Below are 24,517 nucleotides of genomic sequence, written 5' to 3' on the forward strand. Positions count from 1 at the left end.
CGCCGTCACCCCGCAGTGCGGGCGAGGCCGCTGGCCCGGCGAGCGGGCGTTTCCACCGCCGTGGCCAGTGCCTCCCACGAGCCATACAGCGTGACACGTTCCTGCGCCCTGGTGACAGCGGTGTAGAGCAACTCCCTCGTCAGCAGGGGAGAGCCCGGCGGGGGCAGCACCACCGACACCTCCGCGAACTGGCTGCCCTGCGACTTGTGGATGGTCATCGCGTGCAGATCCGCCGCGTCGTCGAGGAGCGACGGCGCCACCCTCAGCGCCGCCTCCGGCAGGTCCACCACCGCCATGAGGCCGCCGTCGTCCTGCACGACCACAGCGGTGTCGCCGTTGCTGAACAGGTCTGTGTTGCGCTGGATGAGGAGCGGCTGCCCCACGTAGGGACGCGTGTCGAAGCCGTACTCCTCCAATTGGGTGGCCAGCCAGGTGCGCACGGAACGCGCCCAGTGGGACACCCCGAACGGGCCCTCGCGGTGGCCGCAGAGGATCCGGTGGCGCTCCAGCGCACGGTTCGCGACGGTGCCCTCGCCCTTCCTGGCTGCCGCCTGGACGAGCGTCGCAGTGGCGAGCGCGTCGTGCCGGACCTCCGTCAGCGTCGCCGGGTCTGCCGAACCGCTGAACTCGACGAAACGCAGGGACTCAGACTCTTCCACGAGGTGGCGCGCCCGGGCAGAGTCGCCGGTGAGGATGGCATCTGCAAGCTCGTTGATGTCCGCCCTCGAGCGGTAGTTGTGCACCAGCCGGACGATGGCGCCGCCAGGTGCGGTCACCAGATCATGGGCACGCTCGATGTCTGCCAGCACGGCGCCGGCCTCTACGGAGCGCAACTGGTGCGGGTCTCCCAGCATCACCAGCCGGGTGGTGGGCGCCACTGCCTCCAGGAGCGACGTCATGAGCTCGAGGGACACCATGGAGGTCTCGTCGACGACCACCAGATCATAGGGAACCGGATTGTGCGCGTTGAACTCCATCTGGGTGGTGCGGGGGCGGGCGCCGAGCAACTTGTGGATGGTGCCACCCCACAGCCTGCCGTGCTCCTGCCCCTGCTCGCGGACCGCCTGCTGGAGCCTTGCTGCGGCCTTCCCCGTGGGCGCCACGAGCGCGATCCGGGGGGATTGCGGCGCCAAGGCGTGCAGGATGCGCGAAACGATGGTGGTCTTGCCCGTGCCGGGGCCGCCGGTGATCACCGTGGTGCCGTGGTTGAGGGCCGCGAGCACCGCCGCGTTCTGGTGCGCGTCGGCCTCCTGCTCCGTGCCGTCCGGGCGGGGCAACGGGGCGGGGGGCTCCGAGTGCGAGGCGAGCGCAGGCAGGGAGCTGCGGCGTCGCAGGATCTGGGCCAGCCTGCGTTCCTGCCGCCAGTACCGGTCCAGGTAGAGCAACGTGCCATCCAACCGGAAGGGCCGGTTCTCGTCACCCTCGGCGTCAGCAACCGCTGCGGAGCCGGCCACCGCCTCGATCCAGTGCTCGCGCTCGGGCCAGGGGAGGGCGACCGCCTCCCCGGCTTCGGCGTTTGAGTCGTCGTCCGACTCGGGACGCAGATCAGAGGCGGCCGTCGCCAGATCGAGGCACACCGAACCGAGCCGCAACTCGCGGGCGGCCAGCGCGAACGCCAGGAGGACCTGCGGTTCGGCTTCGCCGCTGAGAGCGCCCAGCCGCTTGGCCAGGTGGAAATCGATCAACCCCAGCCAACCAGCCTCGCAGAAGGTGCGCAGCAGGCCGGTGGCGGCCACGGGGACTTCACGCATGGGCACCTCCGAGCAGATCAGAAACCGCGATGACCAGTTCTGCCGGAGGGAACCAGCCGAAGACCCCGCAGGAGGCGCCGTCGACCACCGGCGTGTCCTGCCCTGCCATGCCACGGACGAACAGGTAGCCCACGCCGCCCAGATGGGTGTGGGGGGAATAGCCGGGGAGGCGTTGACCGAGGTAGCGGTGGAGGGCGGCGCAGTACAGGATGGCCTGGAGCGGGTAGTGGGCCTGCATCATGGCCTCCGCCATGGCGGGCCCTGTGTAGTGGCCCAGGGTCAACTCGTCGCCGGCCGTGGGTGCGAGCCGGTTGGTCTTGTAGTCCACGACGACGAACCTGTCGCCGAGTTGGAGGACACCGTCGATGGATCCGGTGAGGAACCCGTTGAGCACGGCGCCCGCGGCTTCCGAAGTGGCCAGCCTCTCCGGGTAGGCCGCCAGTGGGTCTTCAGGAGCCAGGTGCTCAGCCATCAACGCGGCCAGTTCACGCAGCGTGGCGGGGGTGCCCCCATCTGCCAGAGGCAGGTCGAAGTCGAGCTCTGGGAGCCGCTTGGCCAGCGGAACGTCCGTCAGTGCGGCTGGCGACAGGGGCAGCAGCGGGGTGCGGCACAACTGCACGAGCGACGCCGCCAGTTGCGCGGACTGCTGCTCATCGAGGTTGTGCGCAGGGCCCATGACGCGGAGGAGTTCCGCAGCGTGGGGCTCCAGCCGACCGGGGGTCCAGTCCAGGAGTTCGAGCACTTCATGCACCAACGTGCCGAAGGCTGCACCCGCGGGAAGGCCGGACATGGGCGACGGCGCGCTGAGCGCCGGGTCTGACGCCGCTGGCGGGGCCACGTCGAACTCAACGGCTTCATCCGTGATGACGCGCACCGCCGTCTCGTGCAGACCCTGGGTGAGACCCGAGTACGACGTACGGCGCCACGTCTGGTCGATGCTGCGGCGCAATCTGGCTGCCGCCAGCGTGGCGTTCGACGGGGCCGGGGCCGCCACGCGACCGGGATGCGCCGGATCCAGCGGGGTGGTCAGGATGCGTCCGGTGCCGATGGCGGGCAGCCGGGTGAGGAGCACGTCCAACGGGCTGTCGGAACGGGCGCCCTTAGGCTTGGCGATGTGCCACGCGATGGCGAGATGCTCTGCGCGCGTGAACCCGACGTACAGGAGACGCAACTCTTCGTCGCGGTGCTGCGCCTGGAGATCCCTGGTGATCTCGTCGTTCCACTGCGGCTTGGGGCCGATGTACAGGTGGCGACGACCCTGTTCGACGATGCTGAAGGGCCGGTGCCGCTGGGCCTGGGCGCCTCCGGTCTCCGGCAGCAGCACGATGGGGAACTCGAGACCCTTCGCGGCATGCATCGTCATCACCCGGATGGCCGGCTCGTCGGTGGCCACCCTCAACGAATCCGACTCGTCGTCCGGGATGCCGCGCGCCTCGCCGAGGGCGATCAACGCACTCAACGTGGTTTCTCCGGCCGCGTCGAACAGTTCGGCCAGATGGGCCACGTCTGCCAACAGCCTGTCGCCGTCCGGTTCTGCCAGCAGCCGGCTGTCGAGGGCGGTGTGCGTGCGCAGGTGGGTGCGGACGGCGGCCACCCCACCGTCGCGCCAGCGCTGCGCGAGTTCCCGCACCAGGGTGCTCACACGGGCTGCCTCCTCCGGACGGTCCGAGAGGAGGTCCGTCAGCGGCGAGCCGATCAGGGGCGTCATGGCGGCGAGCCTGATGTGGGCCTGGGTGGGGTCGTCCATCGCCCGGAGGAGGGTCATCCAGTGCCGGTTGGCGGGCTGGGACCACACCGACTGGGTGCCGGTGAGCACCGCGGGGTGGCCCGCGTCCCCGAGCGCGGTGCGGATGGCCCTGCCGCGGGCGGTGGTGCGCACCAGGATGGCGATGTCCGCCGGGTCGAAACCCCGGGCCAGGATCTGGCGCACCTGCCGGATGACGTCGTGCTCGATGGCGCTGTCTGCCGCGATGTCGCCGAGCTGGTCCGAGACGGCGGTTCGGAGCCAGAGGCGGGCGTGCGCGGGCAGTTCATCATGCCGGGGGCCGTGGTGGGCGCCCACAGGGGTCACCGTCACGGTCTCCTCGCCGAGCGTGGTGGTGCCGAACAACTCGACCACCCCCTCCACCAGCGGCCGGTCCGTGCGGTAGTTGGTGCCGAGACTGGCCAACTCAGCGTGCCCGCGGGCGGCGAGGTAACTGCCCAGGTCTGCTCCCCGGAACCCGTAGATGGACTGCTTGGGGTCACCGATGAGGATGGTGGGCCGGTCCGGGCCCACGAAAGCGGCCTTGAGGATGGCCCACTGGTCCGGGTCTGTGTCCTGGAACTCGTCCACCAGGACCACCCGGAAACGGCGCCGCAACTCCGAGGCGACGGCCGCCCCGGTCACGGCATCCGAGAGGAGGCAGCGCAACCGGGTGGTGACGTCGTCGAAGGAGCAGAGGCCCAGGACGGCCTTGCGGCGGGCATACAGCTCGCGCACCGCCTCCGCATAGTCGAAGTACGGCCCGGAGGTGGGCAGCAGCGGCAGGCTCTTGGTGCAGACGGCCTCCCCGATGAGGAGCGCCTGCTGCGCTGTGATGGGCGGCGTCTCCTCGTCGCGGTAGAGCTTCAGGTAGATGTCCGTGGCGCATTCCCGGGCGAGGTCCACCGGGTCTGCGCCCACCGTCTCAGCCGGGTCCCAGTCTCCGAGGATGCCGAGCTCGAGGAGCATGGCCTGACAGAAGGAGTGGGTGGTCAGGATGGTGGCTTCGTTGAAGCGGGCGACGGCGGCCACCAGTCGTGCGCGGTGGAGCGCCGCGTCGGCCGTGCCCAGGAGGCGGGCGACCGGATCTTCGGCGGCCTCTCCGGAGAGCGGCAGCCCGGCCTCGATGCGGTCCATGTCGGCGATGACCTGCTGCAGGCGGGCGAACACCCTGGTACGCATCTCCCCGGCGGCGTGGTTGCCGAAGGTGATCAGGAGCAGATCAGCGACGTCAAGCCCCTCCTCGGCCAGGTAGCGGGCCGTGAGCGCGGCGATGGTGTACGTCTTGCCGGTGCCCGCGCTGGCCTCCAGCAGCACGGTGCCGGTGGGCAGGGGTGCGGTGATGTCGAAGGTGGTCACGACCAGCCTTTCGCGAGCGGGGCATACAGTTCCCAGGCCCAGGCCTGGAACGGGCTGACCTGCCCGTTGACCGGGTCTCCCGGGAGCAACTCGTCTGTGAGGAGTTCGCGCACGTCGTCCGCGTAGAACAGCGGCCAGGCCTCGCCGGGCTTCGCCCACTTGGACTTCCAGTGGCCGACGGGACCACCCCAGTCTGCGGCCCGGAACTTGCCGGCGATGAACTCGCGTGCGTAGGTGAGGGCCGGCCCGCAGGGCACGGTGACGAGCCGGTGCTGGCCCTGCGCATAGGCACCGGCCAGGGTGGTGAGGTGGGTGAGCGCATCCTGTGCCGTGGGCGGATCAACCTGGGTGGCTTCTGCAGCAATGGCGTACCGGGTGGCCTGCGTCTTGACGAACCGGTGGAATCTGGCGGGGGCGGCGATCCCCTGGGCGGCCAGGGCCAGGCTGTCCAGCCATGGCCGCAGGATGTTCTGGTCGCCCCTGCTGGGCGTGGCGACGAGAGCGAAGCCGCTGCGGGTGCACACCTCGTCCACCACCCTGACCGTGCCGGCGCCACCGAGATCCAGCTCGAGGTCCACCGCGTGCCGGGCGACGGGACCGGACCATTCGCCCCACGCGCTCTTCCACAGGAGGACCGCATCCGCCTTTGCGGCCTGGAACAGCGCGTCGCCGATGCGCTGGGGCGGAAGGTCTTCGCGTTGGCGGAAGTAGCTCTCGACCGATTCGAGCGTCGTGCCGCTCTTCCAGGAATCCACCAGCGCGTTGACGACCTGCCACTTCTCGAGACCCCCGGACTCCAGCGGCATCTCGTCCGTCACCTGTGGCTCCGCGTAGAGAGCGATGCCACCGGCGGAGCGAAGGAAGCTCTTCGCCGGGTCCAGAAGGAACCGCTCCAGCTGCGAGAGGGTGAGCTGGGCCGGGGCAGGGCCCATCTGCCGGGAGCGGGCCTCTGTTCGGCGGCGGGCGGTGATGGTGAGCGCCACAGAGCCACTGGCACGCCGGGACTCGGCCCCTCCGAGGGCCGGCAGGTCGAAGCTGGGCCGGCTGAGGAAGTTGGCCTCCGACGTGGCCGTGGGTGGATGCGTGAACGCCGCGGCGGACCCGCCGAGCTGTTCGAGCAGCCAGCTGACCGCCACCGGCTTGGCCGTGCTGCGGTTGGTGCGCTGCGAGGAGGCCTGCCTGACGATCAGGAGTTTCTCCGTGGACCGGGCATGGGTGAGGAGTTGGCGCAGCCGCCTGGCGCGCACGTCCGGCGCGTGATCACCGAGGTCCACGGAATCAGGCAGGACGCCGCCGCGCCCGGGCACCACGTCGTCTGTGACGCCCAGCATGGCGAGCACCCGGAATTCGACGTGCTGCAGTTCACCCAGGGGGATCACCTGCAGGGTGCCGTTGCCCGCCGCGACACGGGCGCGCGGCGGGCGGGCGGCGTCTTCAAGGAGGTGGGCGAACTCGTGGGGCGTGAGCACGGTGGCGTTGCCCTGGTGGTCCGACTCGAAACGGGCGAGCACCGCCAGCGCGTGGAGCAGTTGCCATTGCTCCGTGCGGGGAAGCCCGACCAGCGAGCCGAGGGCGTCCCTGGACCGCGTCACCCACTCCGGCACCGTGGCCGGCGACGCAGTGGCTGCGACGATGCGCCGGAGGCGCGCCAACACCTCCACGAGCGCGCCCACGACAGACAGATCCGACGCGGTGACCGCTTCGGACCCGGACAGGCCGAGCCCCACGTCGGTCCCGGGCGCGACGGCGAGACCGATGAGGAGCCTGTCGATGCCGCGCACCCACGTGTTCTGTTCGACGCCGGACAGGTCGAATAGGGCACGGTGTTCGGTGTCCAGACCCCAGCGGATGCCCGCACCGGCGATCAGTTCGACCACGGCGCGGCGCTCCGTCAGATGCCAGCGGTGCGCGATGGGAGGGCTGAGGAGCAGCCCCACGATCTGTCTGGCGGTGGCCCGGGACCTGCCCAGGCGCAGCAACGCGACGAGGAGGGTGAGGACGGGGTTGGCGTCCAGCGAGCCGATGGGCTGTACCCGCAGAGTGCGGCCGGGATGGGCCTTGTCGTCGACGGCGGCGAAGGCGGAATCCAGCAGCGCGGAGTAGCGCTCCGGCTGTGGGCAGAGGATGGCCACCTCCCTGGGTTCGAGAGAGGGGTCTTCGGCGAAGGCGCGCGTGAGCTCGTCGCGCAGCACCTCTACCTGCCTGGCCTCACCGTGGGAATCATGGACCGAGACGATGGGCGGGGGAGCGGCTCCGTCCGGGAGGGATTCCACGGCGTCGGCGAGCTCGGTTGCCCAGCCGTCGCCCGCGGAGCCCGCCGGTTGCAGGACGGTGAGCCCGGGGCCGTCCCCCAGTGCGCGGAGGGCCTGCAGCTGCGGCCTGGTCAGGTCGTCCACCGCGATCACGAAGGTGGGCACCGTGTCGGCCCGGGCCGCCTCGTAGGTCTTCTCGAGCGTGACGAGCGGGTCCAGTTCCAGCGCGTCGGTCACGGCGCGGAACAGTGCGGGCTGCCAGGACAACGCGTCCGGGATGGTGACCCCTCCGAGGCCCGTGTCCTCCCCGGCTGTCCAGCTGGCAAGGAGCTGGGGCGTGTGGTCCAGATAGCCGCGCAGCAGGCGCGCGATGCGGATGGCGGTGGCCCGACGCCGCCCGGGGCGCGTGTCATCTGGGGCGAGGGCACGTGCCACCAGCGGGTGCTGCACCTGGGCGAGGGCGTCTGCCACCGCCAGATCCAGCGGGGTGCCCAGCCAGCGGGAACGGTTGCGTTCTTCGCCGGCCTGCTGGGCCAGTTTCCGCATGAGGTCTGCGGGGGAGAGGTAGCTGATGCCTGCCGAGATGCCCAGGCGGGCCGCCACCTCCTGGCCGAGGACGCGACCCGTGGCCCGGGTGGAAACCACGACGCGCAGGGTGAGGAAAGGATCTGTTGCCGCCGCCGAGATTTCCCGTGCGAGATGGTCCACCAGGGTTGCCCACCGGGCTCCTCTCAGCAGTCTCACCGTCATGGCGTTCACCCTACTGGTGGCTCCCGACAATTCCGTTTTGTCCGCCCGGGACGGTATGAATGACGCCGTGAGCAACCACATCCTCGACGCCCTTGATCCCGAGCAGCGCACCGTCGCGACCCTGCTGGATTCACCGGTGGTGGTGCTCGCCGGCGCTGGCACCGGCAAGACCCGCGCCATCACGCATCGCATCGCGCACGCGGTGAGCGAGGGCCGCTATTCGCCCACGGCCACGCTCGCAGTCACGTTCACCACCCGGGCTGCCGGCGAGATGCGCTCCCGTCTGGCGGGGCTGGGGGTCAGGGGTGCGCAGGCGCGCACCATCCACTCGGCCGCGCTGCGGCAGTGCCAGTTCTTCTGGCCGCAGGCCTACGGTGTCGCCTTCCCCTCCGTCGCACAGAACACGTTCGGTCTGGTGGCGCGCGCCGCCCACCAGGTGCTGGGCAGTTCCGACACGGCGCTGGTGCGAGACCTCGACGCGGAGATCAGCTGGGCCAAGACCAGCAACGTCGCCCCGGCGCAGTACGTGGACATGGCAGAGGGACGTTCCGTCAACGGCGCCGCCCCGTCCCAGGTGGCCAACGTGATGACGCTGTACGAGAAGGCCAAGCTCACCGAGGGCACCGTCGATTTCAACGACATCCTGCTGTGCAACGCGGTGCTCCTCAGCGAGCATGCGGAGATCGCAGAGACCATCCGCGCCACCTACCGCCACTTCGTCGTGGACGAGTACCAGGACGTCTCCGCGCTGCAGCACCGCCTCATCCAGTTGTGGGTGGACGGCAGGCCGGACGTGTGTGTGGTGGGCGACGCGAACCAGGCCATCCACTCCTTCGCGGGTGCCGATGCCGGCTACCTGCTCCGGTTCGCCGATGAGGACCCCTCCGCCCGGACGGTGCGGCTCGTGCGCAACTACCGGTCCAGCCCGCAGGTGGTGGCGTCGGCCAACAAGATCCTCCGGGTGAGCGGCGGCGCGCCCGGGGCGCTCAAGGCCACCAGGGACACCGGGCCGGCGCCGTCGTTCCAGGCGGCACCGGATGAGGCGACTGAGGCGGCCGATGTCGCCGATTGGCTGAAGGTCCGCCATGGCGCCGGCACGAGGTGGTCCGAGATGGCGGTGCTGTACCGCATCAACGCCCAGTCGCCCTCACTGGAAGCGGCGCTCACCGAACGTGGCATCCCCTACACGGTGCGCGGCACCGAGCGGTTCTACGACCGCGCGGAGGTTCGCCAGGCCATCGTGGAGTTCGGTCGCTCCTCCCAGCGCGACGAGGAAGCCCAGCCCGGCGTGATCATTGACGCCGTTCTGCGCGGGCTGGGATGGAAGCCCGAGGCCCCGTCCGGCCAGGGCAAGCAGCGCGAGCGGTGGGAGTCGTTGACGGCGCTGCGCGCGATGGTGGCGGAGGAGACGGGCAAGCGGGAGGACTGGTCCGGGGTGGATGCCGCCACCTGGTTGCAGGAAAGGGCCAGTTGGCAGGCCGCACCGGTGGCGGATGCCGTCACGCTCTCCACACTGCACGCAGCGAAGGGGCTCGAGTGGGACGCCGTGGCCATCGTCGGAGTCCGCGAGGGGATGATCCCGTTCGTGTTGGCCCAGGAGGAACCTGCGCTGTCAGAGGAATGTCGCCTGCTCTACGTGGGGTTCACCCGCGCGCGGCGCGACCTGCGCATCAGTTGGGCGGCGTCGAGGGGCAAGGCCACCCGCTCCCGTTTCATCGCAGACCAGGTGAGCGGCCCGGTGGAAACGACCCCCGCGCGCAAGACCACCTCCGCGCGCTCCCGCACCTGCCGGGTGTGCGGCAACCCGCTCCACACGGCGGCGGAGCGGAAACTGAACCGTCACACCGACTGCGAGGTGTCCTACGACGAGGGCCTGTTCGAGGCGTTGCGCACCTGGCGCAAGCAGGTGGCGGAGGAGACGCGGATGCCGGCATTCGTGATCTTCACCGACGCGACGCTGCAGGCCATCGCCGAAGCGGCACCCACCAGCCCTGCCCAATTGTTGAAGCTGCCGGGAATCGGCCAGTCCAAGCTCAGCAAGTACGGCGAGGGTGCCCTGACCATCGTGCGCCAGCATCAGGAGTCGTGACAGCCCCGGGTGCGGCAGTCGGCGCGCCAGGGCCAGGTGAAGAGGCTGAGACCCGGCTCGTCGATGTTCCACATCCACGTGGAGCCCATCAGGTCTGTCGTGCCGTGCCGCAGCAGTGCCAGAGCCTGCAGGGCGGTCCATGCCGAAGCCCAGGCTGTCAATTCCGTCAGCGCTCCCCGTTCGGATGGTGTGCGCTCCGCAGAGGACAGGCAGGCGGGGCAGGGGCCGAAGCCAGGTGCGACGTATGGCCCCACGGCGGCGCCCCTCGCGTGCCACCACACATGCAGGGCCCCTGTCTCGGCGCCGTAGATCTCTGACTCGAGAACCGGATGGCGGCCCGGCGGCCAGGTGAGGATCGCCAGCGCGGACGCGGACGTGGTACCGGGCGACCGGTGGGCCGCCTTAGGGGTGACGGTCCTGGTGAACAGGCCCGCGCGCTGGAGCCCGGCGGCGATCGGAGCTGTACGGGTGGGCGACCCGAGGACGGTGAGGACGGGGGTGCTGAAGGTCATGGGGGACACTCTGGTGGCCGGCAGCGGCCATCACCCTGGCGTCGGTGCCAACGGACAACACCGGGGAGGCAACGGACAACACCTGGACCCCGTCGGACAACACCTGGACGCCGGCGGACAACACCCGGGGGCAAAGCTACGGGGCGGCAGCGTCACGCTGCCGCCCCGTCAAGCTGTGTTCGGGCTCAGGCCTTGCCGAGGATGCGGTTCAGGTTGGTGCCACACACCGGGCACTTGCCCTTGGCCATCTTGGTGCCCTTGGCGTTGACGACGACCTCGCCCTTCGCGTCGCGCTTGTCCTTGCACTTGACGCAGTAGAAAGAACCTTCCCAGGTCTCTGCAGCCATGAATTTCCTCCTTGTTTGGGGCGCTGATGGGTTCAGCAACCCTGATCACTGTAGCGGGGCGACAAGCTCTGTTGGTATGACACACCGCGCCTGTAGAAGCGGAATCCCGGGTTCGTGATCCGCCTTCCCCTGCGAATTCGACCCCGGGACTCCTGTGCTGAGTTAACCGTGCGACGGTGAGCCGCGTCAAGGAGCAAGTGTCAGCGCGGGGAGTCCCCGCCCAGCAACTTGCGCAATTCCGCGTCCATCTCGTCCTCTTCCGGCTCTGCGTGAGCGGTGCCGGCCGTGAAGGAGAGCGGGTCCTCCAGATGCGCCCGCGTGGGCAGCAGATCGGGATGGCCCCAGACCGCGTCGCGCCCGTCCATGCCCCGTGCATGTTCGACGGCGGCCCACAGGTTCTTCGCGTCCCGGACGAGCCGGGGGCGGAGATCCAGGCCCAACAGCTCGGTGAAGACACCGGTGACGGGTGTGGCGGAACCGCGACGGCGGTGCAGCACCTCTTCCAGTTGCGGCGCGTTCGGCATCCAGGGCGCGGCGGCGCGTCCGGCCACGTGGTCCACCCATCCCTCGACCAGTGCGAGCAGGACCTCGAGCCGCTCGAGGATCTCCACCTGGATGGCCGTGCTGGCCGGCTGGAAGAAGGAACCGCGGACCTGTTCGCCCACTGCCACCATGTCCTCCATGGTCAGTTGCTCCAGGCTCTCCGGCCGCAGGGATTCCGCGATCGCGTCGAAGTCGATGGTGATCTCGCGCGCGTAGTGGGCGAGCAGCGCGCTGAGCTGGGGTGACAACCAGCCGACGGCGTGGAAGAGCCGCTGCCTGGCTGCCTCACGGAGCAGCAGGTACAGCGTCACGTCGGTGTCGCTGGCGTCGAGGTCCTGGGTGAACTGGGCGACGTTGACCGGCACCATCACCACGTCGTTGGAGCCCAGAAGGTTGAAGCCGATCTCCGTGCCGGTGAGGATGTCGCCGGCCACTCGGGCCAGTTCCCGCTTCAGGCGGTCGCGGTAGATCAGGGAGGCCGACTGCTTCATCATGGGGCCCATCATCTGGGCGAGCGGCTGGAGGTCTTCGTCCTGCTCGGCCCCGCTACCGCGGCGCAGGGCATCCGCCAGGCCGTCGATGATGGGATCTATCACCGCACGCCAGCCGTCACCGGTCTCGTCGAGCCACGCGCCCTTGGTCAGCGCCCGGGCAGGGCGGCCCGTCTCGGAGAAGGTGGTGATGGGCGAGAGCCAGTTCTGGGCGAGCCGCTCAGCGTCGACGATGGCGGAGCGCTCCTCCGGCCGCAGCTCCGGGTCCCCGCCCGCCTCCGCAGCCAGATGCTTGGCGGCGGTGAGCGTGGTGCGCCAGGCGGCGTCCGGATCGCGGTCCGCGGCGGTCATGCCGAACATGAAGCCACCGCCGGAAGCCTGCATCTTCTGAACGTGCGCCACCAGGTCTTCAAGATTCAGGTTGTCGGCATCACCCAGCCCGAGTTGCTCCAGCATCTTGCGCAGCTGCTCGAAGTCGAAAGGACCGAACGAGGGGTTGGACATCAGTTTCCTCCTGTGCACCGATACAGGCCATTGTTCCGCATGGGGCAAGCGCCGCGCGACCGCTTGCCGACGGTTGGTAGTGTGACGGCAGTCGCGCAGAAGGGAGCCGCCATGTCACGCAATGCCGTCGCCATTGTCAGTTCCCTGCTCTTCGCCGCGCTGGCAGCCCTGTTGGTGCTCACTCCGGTGCCCTACGTGGCCTGGCGGCCAGGCCAGACCGTGGACGTGCTGGGCAGCACGGATTCCGGGCCGGTCATCGAAATCTCCGGGGGTCTTCCCACCTACCCGTCAGAAGGTCGCCTCCTGATGACGACGGTGTCGGCGACGAGGGTGGAGTCAACGATCAGTCTCCCCGAAGCCCTGTATGTGCACATGGCCACCGGCTCCGACGCGATTCCGCGCGAGATCTACTACCCCCCGGGCAAGACCATCGAGCAGGTGCGCGCAGAGGCCACCCTCCAGATGGACAACTCCCGCACCCTCGCCATCGTCGCTGCGCTCCGCGCTGAGGGGGTACCCGTCTCAGAGGTGCCCAGCGTCGGTGCCGTGTCGCTCACCGGCCCTGCCGCAGAGAAGCTGTTGCCTGGCGACATCATCCGCCAGGTGGACAACCAACCGGTCGAGAACATCGACGAGTTGGCGAACCTGATCGCGGGGCGCTCAGTGGGGGACACCCTCACCTTCGCCATCCTGCGCGACGGGCAGCAGCGCAATGAGACCGTCACCACCAAGCCGAACACCACCAACCCGCGCCTGCCGGATCTCGGCGTGCGCTGGGCCATCGGCTATCAGTACTCACCGACGATCACGTTCGGGATCGATGCGGCCGTGACCGGCCCCAGTGCCGGCCTCGTCTTCGCGCTGGGCATCTACGACCGCATCACCGAAGGCGACCTGCTCGGCGGCCGTGTGGTCGCCGCCACAGGATCCATCGACGCGGACGGCCGGGTGGGGCCCATCGGCGGCATCCGCGAGAAGATCACCGGCGCCGAGCGCGGTGGTGCCGAGATCTTCCTGGTCCCGGAGCGCAACTGTCAGGACATCGGGGACCTCAGGACTGAACTGACCCTGATCAAGGTGGCCACGTTCAAGGACGCGGTGGCCGCCCTGCAACTCATCAATGAAGGAAACACTGCGGAGGTGCCTACCTGTGGCTGACCGACTTATCGCCTGCCTCATGGACGTCGAAAGACACGTCTCGGGCGCCGGATGGGACCAGCCGGCGCGGCTGTTCGCGCTGGTGACCACCGGCACGCTGCTGGATGTGGAACCACATCTCCGGGGAAGGGTGCCGGACACGGCACCGGACGCGCTCACCGCCATCGAGCAGGACGAGTTCCATGCCACCGACGACCTGTTCACCAGGCTGGCGGGCATCTACTGGCCCGATACCGTCGAGGGCTGCGCCCTGGCACTCGAGCGGGCCTTCCTGCCGCCGGAGTATGAGAAGGACATCCCTGACGATCCGGATGAGGCGGCCATGTTCGTGATGAAGCACCCCGCCAAGACCGACGTGCGCGTCGTGGTGGGCGTGCTCCGCGACGGAGCCCGGCATGGGCTCGCCCGGCTCCAGGACAACCCGGAGGATCTGCTGGGCGCCGAAGACCTGGTGCCCGGACTCGCCGACGCACTGCTCGATACCTTCAGGAGTGAGGACTCGTGAGCACCGAGACACGGACCGATACCCACGCCGAGCCCCGACGAGGACCCCTCCTGTGGACGGTCCTCATCGTCGGCGGCCTGATCTTCCTCACGGTCATCGCTGCCCGCGTGGGCACCGACTACCTGTGGTTCCGAAGCATCGACTTCCAGACGGTGTTCACCACGCAGCTCGCGGCCCGCATCGGCCTGCTGCTGGTCTTCGGGCTGTTCCTGTTCGCCGTGGTGTTCTTCAGCCAGCTGATCGCCTACAAGCTGCGGCCCAAGGTCCGTCGGGCCAACCTCGATTCCGAGTTCCTGGTGCAGCTGCGCGACGCGCTGGACCGGCGTTCCAAGGCGCTGATGGCCGTCCCGGCCGGCGTCCTCGGCATCCTGGGCGGGCTCACCGCCGCGGGCGTCACGCCAACCTTCCTCGCCTGGTGGCACCGCACGCCGTTCGGCAAGGCCGACCCGTACTTCGGCATGGACGCCAGCTTCTTCGTGTTCACGCTGCCGTGGCTGCAGTTCGTCACCGGTTTTGTGCTGTTCTCCCTCATCGTGGGCGGCATCGCCGCAGCGTCCGTGCACTTCATGACGGGAGCGCTGAACACAGCGGCGTTCCGCGGGCGTGGCAACAGCCCCGCCATGGTGGGTGCCCAGCGGCACCTGTCGATCATGCTCGGCCTCGTACTGCTCGTCATCGCGGTGAACACGCTTTTGGAGCGGTACTCGCTGAGCGTGACACCGTCAACGCTCTTCACCGGTATCGGTTACACCGACGCCAACACCCGCATGCCCGTCGCCATCATCATGGCGGCGATCGCGGTCATCACGGCGCTGGCCAGCTTCTTCAACGCGTGGCGGGTGCGTTGGAGCGTGCCCGGCGCCTCGATCGCCCTGCTGATCGTCTCGGGACTCCTGCTGTCCATGGCCTACCCGTGGATGATCCAGACCTTCGAGGTGGATCCCAGCCCGCAGGACAAGGAACGTCCCTACATCGCCAACAACATCGAGGCGACGCGCTACGCCTTCGGCATCGAGAAAGTCGAGATCGAGGACTACGAGGCGACCACCAGCGCCAGCGCCGGCCAGTTGCGCCAGGATGCCGCGGCGCTGCCGGCCATCCGCCTGATCGACCCCACGGTGGTGCCGCCCACCTTCGAGCAGTTGCAGCAGGTGCGTGGCTACTACGCCTTCCCGCGCACGCTCGACGTCGACCGCTATGTGATCGATGGCAAGCCCACGGATTCCGTCGTGGCGGTGCGGGAACTCAACCTCGAATCCATCGAGGGCGGCGACACGTGGAACAACCGTCGCACTGTCTACACCCACGGCTACGGCATGGTGGCCGCCTACGGCAACCAGCGCGAAGCCAACGGCGAGCCGGTGTTCTTCTCCGGCGGCATTCCCACGATGGGCAAGCTCGAGGAGCACGAACCGCGCATCTACTTCGGTGAGCGCACGGACTACTACGTCGTCGTGGGAGCCCCTGAGGGCAGCGACCCGGTGGAGCTGGACACCCCGTCCGGTGGTGAGGGCCGCTCGGAGTCCCTGTACACCTACACCGGCTCCGGTGGTGTCCCCATCGGCAACTGGTTCACCAAGGCAGCGTTCGCGATCCGCTTCGGCGACATCAACCTGATGCTGTCGGACCGGGTCAACGAGCAGTCCCGGGTACTCCACGACCGCATCCCGGTGCAGCGCGTGCACGAGGCGGCACCCTGGTTGACCATCGACTCGGATCCGTTCCCCAGCATGGTCGACGGCCGCATGGTGTGGATCATCGACGGCTACACCACCACGGATTCGTACCCCAACGCCACCCGGCTGGACTGGACCCAGGCCATCTCGGATTCGCACACGTCGGCGGACCGCCTGCTGCTGGGGCAGCAGGTCAACTACGCCCGCAACTCCGTGAAGGCAATCGTGGATGCCTACGACGGCTCCGTGACGCTCTACGAGTGGGACGAAGAGGACCCGCTGTTGCAGACCTGGTCGAAGGCCTTCCCAGGCGCCATCACGCCGAAAGACGAGATCTCGCCGGAACTGTTGGCCCATCTGCGTTACCCGCAGGACCTGTTCAAGGCGCAGCGGGAAATCCTGGGGCGCTACCACACCACCAACCCCGGTACCTGGTACCAGCAGTCAGACGTGTGGCAGGTTCCCAACGACCCCATCCGCGGCTCGGAGTCCCGGCAGAAGCAGCCGCCGTACTTCCTCACGATCCGCTGGCCCGGCGACGATGAGCCGGTCTACTCGAACACCACGGTGTTCGTGCCCAAGGACCGGGAGAACCTGTCGGTCTACCTGGCGGTCAACTCGGATGCCGACTCTGACGACTACGGCCGCATGCGGGTGCTGAAACTCTCTGATGCGGAGCAGATCGCCGGCCCCGGCCAGACGTTCAACTTCATCTCGACCAACCCGGTGGTGGCAGAACGTCTCCTGCCGTTCAACCGCCAGGGCGCCTCGGCCACCGCCATTCACGGAAACCTGCTGACGCTGCCCTTGGGCGGCGGACTCCTCTACGTCCAGCCCATCTACACCCAGGCCGTCACGTCAGGTTCCTACCCGGCGCTGCGCTTCATCGTGGTGCGCTTCGGCGAACACATCGGCATCGGCGACACCCTGCAGGCCGCGCTGGACCAGGTGTTCCAGGGCGACGCCGGCGCTGAAACGGGAGAGGGTGGCGCGGAGGGCGTGCCGCCCGTCGTCGAACCCGGAGGCGAGGTCGAGGGAGAAGAGCCGACGCCGGCGCCGAGCGTCACGCCCGCCACGGGTGCCGAGGCGCGGGCCAGGCAGTTGCTGACTGAGGCGCAGGCGCTCTACGAGGGCGCCGACGTCGCACTGAAGGAAGGCAACCTGGGCGAATTCCAGGCCAAGACCAAGAGCGCCGAGGAGAAGGTCGACGAGGCGATCAAGGCGCTCGACGGGGGCTAAACCACCTGCGGCCGCAGGCCGAGTAGCTCCAGAGCGGGGACCAACTCGGCCGCGGCCCCGGTGACGGCGATCGTCAGGTGTGTGGGGTCAACGACCTCGCGGAACGCGGCCGTCGCGCCCTCGGCCGTCACGAGCTTGAGCGCCGCGAAGTGCTCATTGAGGTAGTCCGGGCCGATGCCTGAGCCTGCCAACGCGGAGCCTTGGGCGACGATGTCCGCAGAGGTTTCGTTGGCCAGCGGCGCGATCCCGACCAGGAAGTCCCGGGCATCGTCCGTCTCCGCGGCCGACAGGGGCTCACCCAGCGCCAGACCGTCGAGCATCCTTGCGACCGCGTCGCCGGCGACCTCTGTGCGCACGCTCCCGCCGACGCTGAACTGGCCCTCGTCGACGCCGGGGGAGAAGCCTCCGCGGATGCCGTAGGTGTAGCCGAGCCGCTCGCGCAGTTCGAGGTTGAGGCGGCTCGCGAAGGCTCCTGCCACGGCATGACCGGCGACGCGCAGGGACGGCCACCTGGGGTCGTTGCGCGTCACGGTGCGGCTGGCCAGCGTGACGGTGGCCTGCACGGAGTCCGGGTGGTCGACGACGACCACGGTGGGCTCCTGCAGCGGCGACGCGGGCCGGAGCCCCTGCGCCGCGGGCTGTCCCGACTGCCAGCTTCCGATGCCCTCCAGCACTTCGGCAAGGGTGACGGCACCGGCGATGACGAGGGTGGCGCCGACCTGGGAGAAGTGGCTCCGGTGCCACTGCGCCGCATCGGCGGCCGTGATGCGCTGAAGTGTCTCCGGGAGGCCGCTCGTGGGCCGGGAATCGCGGTGGGTCGGGTCGTACAGCGCTGCGCGCAGTGCGAGCCGGTTCGCGGCACCGGGCGAGGCGAGCCGCGACTCGTGGGAGGCGATCTGGGCCTCCACATGGTGGGCGACGTCGCGTTCGCTGTAGGCGGGCTGCGTCAGTACCTCGGAGAACAGTGGCAGCACGGCAGTCAGCCGCCGCGAGGGGGCCTGCCCACCGAAGGTGGTGTAGCGGTGATGCGTGCCGCCGTGGAGGGTCGCCCCCTGCGCCTCCAGCAGTTCGCCGATCCCGCCGTCGGGGTGCAGGTGGGTGCCCTCGTCAATGGCGTGCAGCGCGACGTTGGCCACGCCCTCCTTGTCGCGGGGCTCATAGGTGAGCTGGGTGGGCAGGACCACTTCGAACGTGGCCACGTGCTGGCCCGGCAGGTGGAAATGCCACACGCTGAGGCCCGAGTCCAGGCGCACGACGGTGGGGGTGGGGAAGTGCCAGGGCGTGGCGAGTTGGACGGCTGGTCTTTTCATCGGGCGTTCTCCGCACGGTAGAGGAGTGTGTGGCACGCGTCGGGCTGGAGCCATCTTGCGGCGGCGGCACGGACGTCGTCAGGTGTGAGGGCGAGGACCTCGCCGAGATACTTGTTCACGTACTTCGGGGAGCCGTGCAGGAGCCAGGCCTCATTGATGGCGTCGGCCCGGCCGCTCGTGGTGGCCAGATCCCACAGCCAGTCGCGCTCGAACTGCGCCACGGCGCGGGCCAGTTCCGCCTCCGTCGGTCCCTCCACCAGGAACGTGGCGAGTTCCCCGGTGACCGCGTCGGAGAGCTGCTCCAGCGACACGTCGTCTGCAGGGCGTCCCACCAACGTCGTCAGCGACGCTGCGGAGCGGTTGGTGAACATGCCGCTGTGCACCTCATAGGCGACATCGGAGCGCTTGACCAGGGCCCGGTGCAGGCGGCTGGTGTTCCCGTCGGCGAGCACCGCCAGCGCCATGTCGAGGGCGGGTACGTCGGGGTGCGCCGCGTCCGGGGTGGCCCAGGAAAGGTAGCTGAGCGAGTGGGGGACCTGACGGGTCACGACGTCGGTCTGCGGCGCAACGAGACCGCCGACAGGCATCGCCCCACGGGCAGGCTTCGGCAGCGCAGGGAGGTGACCGAAGTGGCGCTCCACGAGGCTCAGCCCTTCGTCGACGCCGACGGGGCCGCACAACACCAGGCGGAGGTTGCTCGCCGGGTACCAGGCGCTGAAGAACGCGGCCACGTCGCTGAGCGAGGCGGCGTCGAGATCTTCCATGGACCCGATGGTGAGGTGCCCGTACGGGTGCTCGGCCTCGAAGTGCTGAGCGGTGAGGAGTTCGAGGAGGTCGCCGTAGGGCTGGTTGTCGTAGCGCTGGCGCTTCTCCTCCTTGACCACCTGGCGCTGGGCCTCGAAGTTCTCCGGCGTGATGGCGAGCGACGCGAACCGGTCCGCCTCCAGCCAGAGGGCCAGGTCCAGGGCGCCGCGAGGGACGGTCTCGAAGTAGTTGGTGCGGTCCGACGACGTGGTGGCGTTGACGGTGCCGCCGAGGGCCTCGACGGTGGCCATGTGCTCACCGCTGGCGACGTTGGCGGAACCCTGGAACATGAGGTGCTCGAAGAGGTGGGCGAAACCGGTGCGGCCGGCGACCTCGTCGGCGGAGCCCACTTCCACCCAGATGTTGACCGCGACGCCGGGTGCCGCATCGTCGGGCGCCACGACGACCCGGAATCCGTTGTCGAGTTCGTGTTGGCTCAGTTCGTAGTGGAGGTCCGCCTGGGTCATACCGGCGAGCCTAGCGTGCCCGCCGCGGTGCTCCGGAGAGTAGGTTGTGGGCCATGAAATACCGCTATCTCGGCAATTCGGGTCTCAAGGTCACGGAGATCATCTACGGCAACTGGCTCACCCACGGCTCGCAGGTGGAGAACGACGCGGCGAGCGCGTGCGTGCGCGCCGCCCTGGACAACGGCATCACCACGTTCGACACCGCGGACACCTACGCGAACACCGTCGCGGAGCAGGTGCTGGGCGAGGCGTTGAAGGGTGAGCGCCGCGAGTCTCTGGAGATCCTGACGAAGGTCTACTGGCCGATCGGGCCCAAGGGCGCCAACGACGCAGGCCTCTCCCGCAAGCACATCATGGAAGGCATCGACGGCTCGTTGAAGCGGCTCCAGATGGACTACGTGGACGTCTACCAGGCGCACCGCTTCGATGTGGAGACACCGCTCGAGGAGACGATGGTTGCTTTCGGCGACATCGTGCGCCAGGGCAAAGCGCTCTACATCGGCGTGTCCGAATGGCGCGGTGAGCAGATACTGGAGGCTGCCAGGTACGCCAGGGAGTTGCGCATTCCGCTCGTGTCGAACCAGCCGCAGTACAGCATGCTGTGGCGGGTCATCGAAGACGAGGTGATCCCGGCCTCGCAGGAGGCGGGTCTGTCACAGATCGTGTGGTCCCCGGTCGCCCAGGGCGTCCTGACCGGCAAGTACCTGCCCGGCCAGGGTGCGCCGGAGGGTTCGCGTGCCACCGACGCCAAGGGCGGCCAACAGATGATCAGCCGGTGGATGCAGGACGACCTGCTCGCCGCGGTCCAGGACCTCCGCCCCATCGCCGAAGAGGTGGACCTGACCATGGCCCAGCTCGCCGTGGCATGGGTGCTGCAGAACGAGAACGTGGCGGCGGCGATCATCGGTGCCTCGCGCCCGGAGCAGGTGGCCGAGAACGTCAAGGCCAGCGGCGTCGAACTACCCGCTGACGTCATGTCCCGGATCGACGCAGTCCTCGGTGGCTTCGTCCAGCGGGATCCGGCGAAGACCCAGCCGCTTCCGCAGCGCCCCTGACCCCGGGGGCCGGTGCCCCTGCAGTTCCTGGAGCCGTCCCGCCGAATTCCTTCGGCGGGATGGCTTCACGGCGTGGTGTGATCAGCGGCTCAGCTGTTGAGCCAACGCTGCAAGAAGTCGTCGACCAGCGCGATGTAGCCGGGCCTGTCGGAGAAGTAGCCGCCGCAGTGGTACGCACCTTCAAAGGTCACCAGTTCGACGGCGTCGCGCCCTGCCGCGTCCCTCAGGTCCAGCGCGTGTCGGTACGGGATGACCTCGTCCCGGGTGCCGTGCAGCAGCAGGATCGGCCGGGGCGGAAGCTCGGCGATGGCGTCGATGGGGCGCACGTCGTGCAACCTGTAGCCGTGCAGCACCCGGTTGGCGAGAGCCACCAGCGGCACGAACGGCGCGGCAGGGAGCCTGTGGCCCCGGAAGGCCTGGGCCACCACGTCCGTCAGCGTGGCGAAGGGGGAGTCCAGCACCAGAGCCCCGACGCGGGAATCCTTGGCGGCCGCGAGGATGGCGGTGGCTGCACCCCCGGAGAAGCCCACGACGGCCAGCCGGGCGTCCGGACGGCGTGCCGCTGCATGGTCCAGGGCCGCGAGCAGGTCGCGTTGCTCGTGGAACGCCAGCGAAAGAGCGCCGTCGCCGGAGTCGCTGGAGCCCCGGAAATCGAAGAGCAGCACGCTGTGGCCCCGGCGCACCAGGCCCGGCCCGATGCCGAGCAGGTCTGACTTGTTGCCCCGGTGCCCGTGGGCGATGACGACGACGCTGCGCGACCCCGGCACGTCGAACCACCAGCCGGCGATCCGCACCCCGTCGTCGGCGGTGAAGGTGACGTTGTCGGCTTGCAGCCCCACCTCGAACGGTGTGAAGCCGTAGGGCGGCCACTCGCGCCTCGGCCCGTTCAGGGACCGTGCACCGAAAACTCCGAGAGCGGTCCCAGCCAGGCCGATGCCCGCTGCCACCCAGCCCGCGTTCCGCAACCATTTCATGAGTCCATTCATACCCGCACAGCGCCCGCCCAGCACATCTCGCCCAGGCGGCGTTGCCGGTGTCAGGGGTGACACGAACCACCCCAGAACCCATGCCCCAACTCGAACACCGACCTCGATTTGTGTTCTGGGAAGGGCTTCCGTATAGTTATCGAAGCGACGCGGGGTGGAGCAGCTCGGTAGCTCGCTGGGCTCATAACCCAGAGGTCACAGGTTCAAATCCTGTCCCCGCTACTACCGGAAGACTCCCGGCCAGGTATCTGGCCGGGAGTCTTTTCATGTCCGAACCGCACCGCCGACGATGTGGGATCCCTACTCAACCAGTCGGACGCTGTAGCCTTGGCCGCGTCGCTTGACCCGCGCGTCTTTGCAGAGCACGATTGCTGCAACTTGAACGATCCAGGGGGTTAGATGAACAAGCCGACGCTTGCGAGCCTGGCCGCCGAGCTGAACCTGTCACGGCAGACGGTTTCCAACGTTCTCAACTTCCCAGACAGGGTGCGCCCGGAGACGCGGGCAAGGGTCCAGGAGGCGATCGAACGCTCCGGGTACCGTCCGTCGGCCGCGGCCCGCGCGCTGCGCAACCAGCGGGCCATGTCGCTGGGCCTCAGGTTGAGCAACCCGCGCAACGGCATCAGCGGATCCATCATGGACGCCTTCACCCACTCACTCGTCGAACGGGCCGATCAGAGCGGCTACCGGGTCGTGCTGTTCCCGGCCCGCACCAACGACGAGGAGGTGGACAAGCTCGTCGAGCTGCGCCGCACGCTGGCCATCGACGCCTGCATCCTCACCGACACCTGGCTCGACGACCGTCGTCCGGAACAACTGATGGAGGCCGGCGTGCCTTTCGCGGCCTTCGGCAGGCCCTGGGGCGCGCCCGATCACGGCCGTTGGGCAGATGTCGACGGCCGCGCCGGCGCAGCCGAGGCGGCCGCCCACCTGCGCAGCCAGGGGCACGAGCGCATCGGTTACCTGGGCTGGTCCGACGGCTCCCCGGTGGGCAAGGACCGGCGTGCCGGCTGGGCTGAGGCCCTTGGGCTCACGCCCGAAGCGGAGCACGAACTGGCCGTCGAGGTGGAGGACACCGTCGACGACGGTGCAGCCGGCATGAAGGAACTGCTGGCCAGGGGGGCGACCGCGGTGGTCTGTGCCTCGGACACCCTCTCGCTGGGCGCGTTCACCGTGCTGCGCCGACGCGGGGAATCCGGCCGGTGGATCATCGGTTTCGACAACACCCCGGTGGCGCGTGAACTCGGCATCTCCAGCATGGTGCAACCCGTGGAAGAGGTGGCGGCGACGGTGCTGGACATGGTGCTGGCGCAGATCGCAGACCCCGGGGTGGACCTCACGGGCGTCACCATCCCACCGGTCCTGATCGCCCGCGACGGCTCCGGAGCGATCGGGTGAGCACGCACCGAAAACCTACTGGTTACACTGATGACGCTTTAGACAGACCCTCGAAGGGAACCCCTCATGCGCCGTAGCAGCCTGTCGGTCGCCGTCATCCTGGCCCTCGTGGCATCGGTGGTGCTGAGCGCCTGCGCCCGCCCAGACCCTGCCCCCGAGACAGCCGAGTCGACGCTCAACATTGGCGTCACCACCCGGCCGGACGGCCTCGACCCGATCACCGTGGCCGGTGCCGGCACGCCGTTCGTGCTGCTGTACAACGTCTACGAGACGCTGGTGAAGGTGGACTCGGACGGCAACATCAAGCCCCTGCTGGCCAACGAGTGGCGGATCTCCGAAGACTCGCTCGTGTACACGTTCACGCTGGAGTCCGGGGCCCAGTTCGCCTCCGGTGCTCCGCTGGAAGCTGAGGCGGTAGTTGCCAACTTCGAGCGCAACCGCGGCGACACCGCCACGGCGCAGATCCGGGACAAGTGGGGACCTGTCGACACCATCGAGGCCATCGACGAGTCCACCGTCGAGATCACGCTGAAGCAGCCGTCGCATGCCTGGCTGTACGACCTGAGCGGCCCGATGGGGATCGTGGCCGATCCCGCAGGCTTCGGCACCATCAACACCGTGCCCGTGGGCTCCGGTCCCTATGTCTTCGACGCGTGGGAAGAGGGCTCCTACATCCAGCTCAAGCCCAACACGAACTACTGGGGCACCCCGGGCCGCTTCTCCGACGTGTACTTCCGCTACTACTCGGACCCCAACGCCATGAACGCGGCGATGCTCTCGGGACAGCTCGACATCATCTCGAACCTGACCGTGCCCCAGTCGATCGAGCAGTTCCGCGACGAGTCGCGCTACACCATCCATGAGGGCACCACCACGGGCGAAGTGGTGCTCGGCTTCAACCACGGATCAGAGCCCCTCAAGGACCTCAAGGTCCGTCAGGCCATCAACCACGCCATCGACCGCGAGGCTCTCGTCGACGCGGTCTGGGCGGGCATGGGGCCGCTGATCGGCTCGCACGTGCCGCCGACAGACCCCTGGTACGAGGATCTCTCGCGGGCCTACCCGTTCGACCCGGCCAAGGCGCGCGAACTGCTCAAGGAAGCGGGCCACGAGTCCGGCCTCACGCTGCGCCTGCGCGTTCCGGTGCTGCCCTACGCGCCGCCGTCGGCCCGTTTCATTGCCGAACAACTCAAGGCCGTGGGCATCGATGTCGTGGTGGAGGAACTCGAATGGGGCCGCTGGCTCGAGCAGGTCTACGGCAACCACGACTATGACATGACGATCGTGGCCCACGTGGAACCGCGCGACATGACGGCGTTCTCGTTCGAGGGCAACTACTGGGCCTACAACAACCCCGAGTACAACGAGCTGTTGAAGGAGGCCGACGCCTCACTCACCCCGGAGGAGCAGACCGAGAAGCTGAAGGAAGCCGCCCGTCTCCTGTCCGACGACGCGGCCGCCGACTGGCTGTTCCTGCTGCCCAGCATCATCATCACCACCCCCGACATCTCGGGCGTCCAGGTCAACCAGATCTCTCTGTCGTTCGACCTGACGATGCTCGCCAGGGGCTGATCGCG

General features: G+C 68.8%; 16 protein-coding genes and 1 tRNA gene. 8 read left to right on the forward strand and 9 right to left on the reverse strand.

Annotated elements, in window-relative coordinates:
- Positions 1-5: 5 nt before the first annotated feature.
- The 3 genes from recD to ACX1DX_RS01965 are packed head-to-tail and all read right to left on the reverse strand — an operon-like array spanning position 6 to position 7,856.
- The gene (recD, locus tag ACX1DX_RS01955) at positions 6-1,751 is read right to left on the reverse strand and encodes an exodeoxyribonuclease V subunit alpha (protein WP_076063255.1); all 1,746 of its coding nucleotides are present in this window, start codon (positions 1,749-1,751) and stop codon (positions 6-8) included.
- Positions 1,744-4,854 carry a UvrD-helicase domain-containing protein gene (locus tag ACX1DX_RS01960; protein WP_459397483.1) on the reverse strand — a complete coding sequence of 1,037 codons (3,111 nt, stop codon included), beginning with the start codon at positions 4,852-4,854 and terminating at the stop codon, positions 1,744-1,746. The genes recD and ACX1DX_RS01960 overlap by 8 nt, the downstream gene beginning before the upstream one ends.
- Entirely contained in the window at positions 4,851-7,856 is a 3,006-nt protein-coding gene (locus tag ACX1DX_RS01965) for an exodeoxyribonuclease V subunit gamma (RefSeq protein WP_459397484.1), read from the reverse strand. Before ACX1DX_RS01965 ends, ACX1DX_RS01960 begins: the two co-directional genes overlap by 4 nt.
- On the opposite strand from ACX1DX_RS01965, the gene ACX1DX_RS01970 reads away from it, so the two are divergent.
- On the forward strand, positions 7,855-9,945 hold the full coding sequence (locus ACX1DX_RS01970; protein WP_459397485.1) for an ATP-dependent DNA helicase UvrD2: 2,091 nt from the start codon (positions 7,855-7,857) through the stop codon (positions 9,943-9,945). The genes ACX1DX_RS01965 and ACX1DX_RS01970 overlap by 2 nt on opposite strands.
- Here the strand turns inward: ACX1DX_RS01970 and ACX1DX_RS01975 are convergent.
- The 3 genes from ACX1DX_RS01975 to ACX1DX_RS01985 form a co-directional block, all read right to left on the reverse strand.
- Complete coding sequence (locus tag ACX1DX_RS01975; RefSeq protein WP_182764893.1) at positions 9,933-10,457, reverse strand: hypothetical protein; 525 nt, start codon at positions 10,455-10,457, stop codon at positions 9,933-9,935. The two genes, ACX1DX_RS01970 and ACX1DX_RS01975, sit on opposite strands and share 13 nt — an antisense overlap.
- Before the next feature lie 185 nt (positions 10,458-10,642).
- Positions 10,643-10,804: a DUF5679 domain-containing protein gene (locus ACX1DX_RS01980; RefSeq protein WP_182764892.1), complete on the reverse strand. Its 162-nt coding sequence runs from the start codon at positions 10,802-10,804 to the stop codon at positions 10,643-10,645.
- 200 nt (positions 10,805-11,004) lie between these two features.
- The gene (locus ACX1DX_RS01985; protein ID WP_459397486.1) at positions 11,005-12,342 is read right to left on the reverse strand and encodes a zinc-dependent metalloprotease; all 1,338 of its coding nucleotides are present in this window, start codon (positions 12,340-12,342) and stop codon (positions 11,005-11,007) included.
- Positions 12,343-12,453: 111 nt separating this feature from the next.
- Here ACX1DX_RS01985 and ACX1DX_RS01990 point away from each other — a divergent pair, with 111 nt between their 5' ends.
- The 3 genes from ACX1DX_RS01990 to ACX1DX_RS02000 are packed head-to-tail and all read left to right on the forward strand — an operon-like array spanning position 12,454 to position 16,920.
- Positions 12,454-13,500 carry a YlbL family protein gene (locus tag ACX1DX_RS01990; RefSeq protein WP_459397487.1) on the forward strand — a complete coding sequence of 349 codons (1,047 nt, stop codon included), beginning with the start codon at positions 12,454-12,456 and terminating at the stop codon, positions 13,498-13,500.
- On the forward strand, positions 13,493-14,005 hold the full coding sequence (locus tag ACX1DX_RS01995) for a PPA1309 family protein (RefSeq protein ID WP_233120798.1): 513 nt from the start codon (positions 13,493-13,495) through the stop codon (positions 14,003-14,005). The genes ACX1DX_RS01990 and ACX1DX_RS01995 overlap by 8 nt, the downstream gene beginning before the upstream one ends.
- Positions 14,002-16,920, forward strand: coding sequence for a UPF0182 family membrane protein (locus tag ACX1DX_RS02000; protein WP_459397488.1), 2,919 nt, complete (start codon positions 14,002-14,004; stop codon positions 16,918-16,920). Before ACX1DX_RS01995 ends, ACX1DX_RS02000 begins: the two co-directional genes overlap by 4 nt.
- Here ACX1DX_RS02000 and ACX1DX_RS02005 read toward each other — a convergent pair.
- Both ACX1DX_RS02005 and ACX1DX_RS02010 read right to left on the reverse strand, forming a co-directional pair.
- Complete coding sequence (locus ACX1DX_RS02005; protein ID WP_076063240.1) at positions 16,917-18,230, reverse strand: M16 family metallopeptidase; 1,314 nt, start codon at positions 18,228-18,230, stop codon at positions 16,917-16,919. The two genes, ACX1DX_RS02000 and ACX1DX_RS02005, sit on opposite strands and share 4 nt — an antisense overlap.
- Positions 18,227-19,501 (reverse strand): M16 family metallopeptidase, encoded by a 1,275-nt coding sequence (locus ACX1DX_RS02010; protein WP_076063237.1) that lies wholly within the window; start codon positions 19,499-19,501, stop codon positions 18,227-18,229. Before ACX1DX_RS02010 ends, ACX1DX_RS02005 begins: the two co-directional genes overlap by 4 nt.
- A gap of 53 nt (positions 19,502-19,554) precedes the next feature.
- On the opposite strand from ACX1DX_RS02010, the gene ACX1DX_RS02015 reads away from it, so the two are divergent.
- Entirely contained in the window at positions 19,555-20,556 is a 1,002-nt protein-coding gene (locus ACX1DX_RS02015; protein WP_076063234.1) for an aldo/keto reductase family protein, read from the forward strand.
- Positions 20,557-20,645: 89 nt separating this feature from the next.
- On the opposite strand, the gene ACX1DX_RS02020 is transcribed toward ACX1DX_RS02015, so the two are convergent.
- On the reverse strand, positions 20,646-21,530 hold the full coding sequence (locus ACX1DX_RS02020; protein WP_076063232.1) for an alpha/beta hydrolase: 885 nt from the start codon (positions 21,528-21,530) through the stop codon (positions 20,646-20,648).
- 160 nt (positions 21,531-21,690) lie between these two features.
- Here ACX1DX_RS02020 and ACX1DX_RS02025 point away from each other — a divergent pair.
- The 3 genes from ACX1DX_RS02025 to ACX1DX_RS02035 all read left to right on the forward strand — a co-directional run bounded on the left by ACX1DX_RS02025 (position 21,691) and on the right by ACX1DX_RS02035 (position 24,512).
- A tRNA-Met gene (locus ACX1DX_RS02025) sits at positions 21,691-21,764 on the forward strand.
- Between the two features lie 177 nt (positions 21,765-21,941).
- Positions 21,942-22,940, forward strand: coding sequence for a LacI family DNA-binding transcriptional regulator (locus ACX1DX_RS02030; protein WP_076063230.1), 999 nt, complete (start codon positions 21,942-21,944; stop codon positions 22,938-22,940).
- Positions 22,941-23,006: 66 nt separating this feature from the next.
- Entirely contained in the window at positions 23,007-24,512 is a 1,506-nt protein-coding gene (locus tag ACX1DX_RS02035; RefSeq protein ID WP_459397489.1) for an ABC transporter substrate-binding protein, read from the forward strand.
- Positions 24,513-24,517: the final 5 nt, after the last annotated feature.

The sequence above is a fragment of the Tessaracoccus zhenghani genome (genome assembly GCF_054552775.1).